Annotated in this window: 3 protein-coding genes and 2 rRNA genes (1 of these 5 cut by a window edge); all 5 read right to left on the bottom strand. The window is 47.7% G+C overall.

Going from position 1 to position 6,667, the window contains the following annotated elements:
- Positions 1-17 precede the first annotated feature (17 nt).
- Positions 18-899 carry a pyridoxal 5'-phosphate synthase lyase subunit PdxS gene (gene pdxS, locus ABXS70_RS25730; protein ID WP_062329598.1) on the bottom strand — a complete coding sequence of 294 codons (882 nt, stop codon included), beginning with the start codon at positions 897-899 and terminating at the stop codon, positions 18-20.
- Positions 900-1,154: 255 nt separating this feature from the next.
- Positions 1,155-2,543 (bottom strand): D-alanyl-D-alanine carboxypeptidase family protein, encoded by a 1,389-nt coding sequence (locus ABXS70_RS25735; RefSeq protein WP_366291958.1) that lies wholly within the window; start codon positions 2,541-2,543, stop codon positions 1,155-1,157.
- Positions 2,544-2,963: 420 nt separating this feature from the next.
- A complete protein-coding gene (gene guaB / locus ABXS70_RS25740; protein WP_342553634.1) occupies positions 2,964-4,421 on the bottom strand; it encodes an IMP dehydrogenase in 1,458 nt (485 codons plus the stop codon).
- A 359-nt stretch (positions 4,422-4,780) separates the two neighbouring features.
- A 5S ribosomal RNA gene (gene rrf / locus ABXS70_RS25745) occupies positions 4,781-4,897 on the bottom strand.
- Positions 4,898-5,046: 149 nt separating this feature from the next.
- Positions 5,047-6,667 (bottom strand): 23S ribosomal RNA (locus tag ABXS70_RS25750) (it continues 1,323 nt past the right edge of the window).

Consider the following 6,667-nt stretch of genomic DNA (forward strand, 5'->3'; position numbering starts at 1 on the left):
CTATTATTCCCCTTCTCTTACCAGCCGCGATCCTGCATACGCTCGGAAGGTGCAAGTTTGGAAATTTCGATACCTTTCATTGGTGCTCCCAGATTTTTGGAGACCTCGGCAATCAATTTATAATCTGTGTAGTGAGTTGTTGCTTCCACAATCGCACGAGCAAACTTCTCCGGGCTGTCTGACTTGAAAATACCGGAACCTACGAACACGCCATCTGCCCCAAGGTGCATCATAAGCGCTGCATCTGCCGGAGTTGCTACGCCGCCCGCTGCAAAGTTAACTACTGGCAGTTTTCCGTTCTCATGTACATCAAGCAAAAGCTCGTATGCAACACCAAGGTTCTTTGCTTCTGCATACAGCTCGTCCTTCGACATATTGGTTACTTTACGAATCTGGCTGTTGATGAAACGCATATGGCGTACTGCTTCAACAATGTTGCCTGTTCCCGGCTCGCCTTTTGTACGAATCATAGATGCACCTTCACCGATCCGGCGAAGAGCTTCACCCAGGTCTTTTGCTCCACATACAAACGGTACAGTGAACTCATGTTTATCAATATGGAATACTTCATCCGCAGGAGTCAGTACTTCACTCTCATCCAGGTAATCGACACCCAGTGACTCAAGCACTTTAGCCTCTACATAGTGACCAATACGCGCTTTTGCCATAACAGGAATTGTTACAACCTTCATTACTTCCTCAACAATAGTTGGATCAGCCATACGTGCGACCCCACCTGCTGCACGAATATCGGAAGGAACACGCTCAAGTGCCATTACTGCTGTTGCACCTGCTGCTTCCGCAATTTTAGCCTGCTCAGCGTTCATGACGTCCATGATTACGCCGCCTTTTTGCATTTCAGCCATACCTCTTTTAACGCGTGATGTTCCCGTTTCCATATTCCAAGCCCCCCGTAGTGTATGTGTTTTCTCTCATTTTCAACAAGCGTAATAACAAACGTAATACTGCTTTTATTCAGATGAAAGAATGGTATACTTTTATGCTCTAATACGTAGAATTCTAACTTGATATTTTACCGGAAAAATTGTAAATATACAATCCACTCATGCAGTATTAGTTTGTATTTTATGAACAATTAACTGCCCAAGCCCCTGCAGAAGGGGCACTTTTTGTTTCAATATGACCATTTTCGGTTAAAACAAGTTTTTAATTCCGTCGAACAGATCAATGAAGAAATCTTTAATTGCACGGAAGAAGAGACGGAACCAGCCACCCTTTTCGGCCTCTTCAGCTGTAATCAGATTTACCGTTTTTTCCTGGGGCTCCATTCCCTCTGCCTTGTAAGTGTACGTTACCGTGCCTACCTTAGTACCCGCCTTGATTGGGGCAACCAGCTTGTCTGCTTCGGTTACACTTGCTTTGAATGTTACATCCAGGTTTTGAGTGCCTTTGGGTACAACAAAGCTCACTGCATTATCGGTTACGACAGGAACTGTCGTCTCTTTCCCTTTTTTCAACGGTACCGTTTCCCAGCCTGTGACTTTGGTTTTGCCTGCAACAGCCTGTTTTACTTCGAAATGATCAAAGCCGTAGTCCAACACCTTTTTGGTCTCTCTAAAACGTGCAGATTCGGAGTCTGTACCCATAACTACACTGATCAAACGCATGCCGTTACGCTCAGCTGTACCCGTAAAGTTATTGCCCGCATTGCTTGTGTGGCCTGTTTTCATCCCATCCAGACCTTCATATGCGTAGCTTTTGAAGTTGGTTATATTTTTATTCGCTTCCAGCATCCAGTTATAGTTGATGATTGGTGCCTTGTCATTAGGACGGAACTTGTAAGATTGAATCGTCGTAAAATCTTTGTAGTCCGGATGATCCTTGACAATGTATCTGCACAGAATAGCAGCATCCAAAGCGGACATCACCGTTTCCTTGTCTTCTGCCGGACGGAACTCCGCTGGCATATCTGCACGATCCAGACCTGTAGAGTTAATGAAGTGGGTATCCTTCATGCCCATCCGTTTCGCTTCTTCATTCATCATTTTCACGAATTCTGCTTCCGAACCCGCAACATACTCAGCCAATGCCACCGTAGCATCGTTTGCTGATCCAACAGCCATAGCGATATACAGATCCTTCACCGTGTGTTTGTCACCTTCAGCGAGGAAAATACGTGAGCCGATACTCTTAGCTGCGTTCTTACTAACCTCAACTACAGTATCCCAGCCAAACTTCCCTTGTTTAACCTGCTCAGCAACGATGTACTCTGTCATCATCTTGGTCATGCTTGCTGGAGGCATTGCCTTATCTGCATCAACTGATAACAAGATTTGACCTGTGGAGGCTTCCATCAGCACTGCTGATCTTACATCAAGCCCAAGCGAGTCAGCCGCTGGAATTTTCACCGCTTTTGCTGTGGATTTTGCTGCTGCGGCTGCTGTCAAAACCTGACTGGAGTTGTCCGCCGCCGCCATTACGGGCATTACTGCAGACATGCAAAGCATGTTAAGGAGCATAACCGAGGCTGCGCTCTTTTTGAGGATATGACGTTTCTTCTTATTCATGTGTTTGGCTTTCAATGATGAATACTCCCTTCGATCCGAAGCTTCTGGATGAGATGCCCCGGTGCAGCTTATACTGCGTTTTCTTAAACCCTGTCATTGTGATATTAGATGTGTATATGTCTCTGCTATATGCACTGTATTAGAATAAGCAAATTGTTTGCTTAAACGTTCAGTTCGATTGTCAGTTCGTTCGCATCTTGCCGCATGCTTATGTAATTGAACATCGGCTTTTACTGCAGCGGGATCAGCCATATCTGGCTTTCTTCGTTCATCCAACAAACCTTCTAGGGATCACGTCAAAAAATCGCCGCAACGCCCAGATCCGTCGTTGGACCGCAACCGCTTGTTCTATTCTATCACAGGGGTATCCGCAAAAAAAGACAAGCTCGGCGAAAATCGCCGAGCTTGTCCTGGAAATCATTAACTCTCTTCGGATTACAACGAGTAGTTAGGTGCTTCTTTGGTAATCTGCACATCATGCGGGTGGCTCTCACGAAGGCCAGCACCTGTAATACGGATAAAGCTTGTATCATTTCGCAACTGATCCAAATTGCTCGTTCCGCAGTATCCCATACCCGAACGCAGACCACCGATCAACTGATGAATGGTATCAGACAACGGACCTTTGTAAGCTACACGGCCCTCGATACCTTCAGGCACCAGTTTTTTGTCGTCGTCTTGGAAGTAACGATCTTTACTACCTTGTTTCATTGCACTCATGGAACCCATACCACGATACACTTTGAAGCGACGTCCTTGATAGATCTCTGATTCACCTGGGCTTTCCTCCGTACCTGCGAACAAACTTCCCAGCATAACTGCGTGAGCACCAGCAGCGATAGCCTTAGTGATCTCACCAGAGTATTTGATACCACCGTCAGCGATAATCGGCACACCGTATTCACGTGCTACGGTAGCACAGTCATATACCGCTGTAACTTGCGGAACACCAATTCCTGCAATAACACGAGTTGTACAGATCGAACCCGGACCGATTCCGACCTTCACGACCGAGGCTCCAGCTTCAATTAAATCACGAGTTGCTTCACCAGTAGCAACGTTACCAGCAACAATGGTTAACTCAGGGAAACGTTCGCGAAGCTGACGTACCGCATCGATGATATTAATATGGTGTCCGTGGGCAGAGTCTACAGTGATTAAGTCAACCCCAGCTTGTACCAGAGCGTCAGCACGCTCAAATGTATCTTTGGAGATACCTATCGCAGCACCAACCAAAAGACGACCGTGCGCATCCTTAGCAGCTTTAGGGAATTGAATTGCTTTTTCAATATCTTTAATGGTAATAAGACCTTTTAATGTGTTGGACTCATCTACCAATGGAAGTTTCTCAATTTTATGCTTCTGCAAAATACCCTCTGCCTCTTGCAGTGTTGTGCCAACAGGGGCTGTAACAAGGTTCTCACGAGTCATAACCTCACTGATCTTAATGCTGTAATCATGAATGAAACGCAAGTCACGGTTTGTAAGGATTCCTACGAGCTTTTGGTCCCCTTCAACAATGGGCACACCAGAGATCCGGTATTTTGCCATAACCTCTTCAGCATCAGATACCAGATGTTCAGCCGTCAATGAGAAAGGATTCGTAATAACACCACTCTCCGAGCGCTTAACTCGATCTACTTCTTCGGCTTGTTGTTCAACCGACATATTTTTATGAATAATACCAATACCGCCTTCACGTGCAATGGCAATCGCCAGTGTCGCCTCAGTAACAGTATCCATCCCTGCGCTGATCAAAGGAATGTTCAATTTGACATTATCGCTCAAACGAACAGATACATCTACTTCTTTTGGCAGTGTCTCGGATTTCCGCGGCACTAGCAATACATCATCAAAGGTGAAGCCTTCTTTACCAAATTTATCTTCCCACACGCAAGTGTTCCTCCTTATGTTTGCTCAGCTTTACGGACCAAAACCCGAAGATTCCAGGCTGTATTTTATGCCGAAAATTCGTTTTCTGAAAATATATTATTGTCCATCTTAGCAAAGCGATATTTGAAATGTCAAGGGAAACTCCTTGAAACAATCAGGTGTATTCCCTCTTGTATACAACTGTATGCGTTGTGTGGACACAATCCGGGTATATAACAAAAAAGCGCCCTTTCATCTGATCGGTACGCATGCTTTCAATGTGTTTGTAATTAAGTTTTCCTAAAATGCCTTCTTTTATGTTCATCAATTATAGTACACAAATAAAAACCACCACCGAACATCATCGGCAGTGGTTCTTTGCTTGGCGGCGTCCTACTCTCCCAGGACCCTGCGGTCCAAGTACCATCGGCGCTAGAGGGCTTAACGGTCGTGTTCGGGATGGGTACGTGTGGAACCCCTCCGCCATCGCCACCAAACGCGATTGGATCGAAGCTGTGCTTCTTCCATTCAGTCGGAACTGAAAATCAACCACACCTTAAGGGATGTACCGATTTTCATGTCATTCAGAGTGTTGTTCTCTGAAAACTAGATTCGAAACGAAACTCACGCGACTCAAAACTTGCTATTGGATAAGCCCTCGACCGATTAGTACTGGTCAGCTCCATGCATTGCTGCACTTCCACCCCCAGCCTATCTACCTCGTCGTCTTCAAGGGGTCTTACATACTGGGAAATCTCATCTTGAGGGGGGCTTCACGCTTAGATGCTTTCAGCGCTTATCCCGTCCGTACATAGCTACCCAGCGGTGCTCCTGGCGGAACAACTGGTACACCAGCGGTACGTCCATCCCGGTCCTCTCGTACTAAGGACAGCTCCTCTCAAATTTCCTACGCCCACGACAGATAGGGACCGAACTGTCTCACGACGTTCTGAACCCAGCTCGCGTACCGCTTTAATGGGCGAACAGCCCAACCCTTGGGACCTACTTCAGCCCCAGGATGCGATGAGCCGACATCGAGGTGCCAAACCTCCCCGTCGATGTGGACTCTTGGGGGAGATAAGCCTGTTATCCCCAGGGTAGCTTTTATCCGTTGAGCGATGGCCCTTCCATGCGGTACCACCGGATCACTAAGCCCGACTTTCGTCCCTGCTCGACTTGTAGGTCTCGCAGTCAAGCTCCCTTATGCCTTTGCACTCTTCGAATGATTTCCAACCATTCTGAGGGAACCTTTGGGCGCCTCCGTTACTCTTTAGGAGGCGACCGCCCCAGTCAAACTGCCCACCTGACACTGTCCCCGTACCCGCTAAGGGCACCAGGTTAGAACCTAGATACGATCAGGGTGGTATCCCAACGGTGCCTCCACACAAGCTGGCGCTCATGCTTCAAAGGCTCCCACCTATCCTGTACAGATCGTACCCAAATTCAATATCAAGCTGCAGTAAAGCTCCATGGGGTCTTTCCGTCTTGTCGCGGGTAACCTGCATCTTCACAGGTATTAAAATTTCACCGGATCTCTCGTTGAGACAGCGCCCAAGTCGTTACGCCATTCGTGCGGGTCAGAATTTACCTGACAAGGAATTTCGCTACCTTAGGACCGTTATAGTTACGGCCGCCGTTTACTGGGGCTTCGGTTCACAGCTTCGGATTGCTCCTAACCACTCCCCTTAACCTTCCAGCACCGGGCAGGCGTCAGCCCGTATACTTCGCCTTACGGCTTCGCACAGACCTGTGTTTTTGCTAAACAGTCGCTTGGGCCTTTTCACTGCGGCCCCCTCGTGCTATTCACACTACCGGGGCACCCCTTCTCCCGAAGTTACGGGGTCATTTTGCCGAGTTCCTTAACGAGAGTTCTTCCGCGCGCCTTAGAATTCTCTTCTCGCCTACCTGTGTCGGTTTGCGGTACGGGCACCTTCATCTGGCTAGAGGCTTTTCTTGGCAGTGTGAGATCATGACCTTCGCTACTGTAATTTTCACTCCCCATCACAGCTCAGCCTTCCGATGTGCGGATTTGCCTACACATCAGCCTTACTGCTTGGACAGGCATCCATCAGCCTGCGTCACTACCCTACTGCGTCCCCCCATCGCTCGTAACGATTTACGGTGGTACAGGAATTTCGACCTGTTGTCCTTCGACTACGCCTTTCGGCCTCGCCTTAGGTCCCGACTTACCCTGAGCGGACGAGCCTTCCTCAGGAACCCTTAGGCTTTCGGCGGATCAGATTCTCACTGATCTTTTCGTTACTCAT

It is taken from the genome of Paenibacillus sp. AN1007 (assembly GCF_040702995.1).
Taxonomy (GTDB): domain Bacteria; phylum Bacillota; class Bacilli; order Paenibacillales; family Paenibacillaceae; genus Paenibacillus.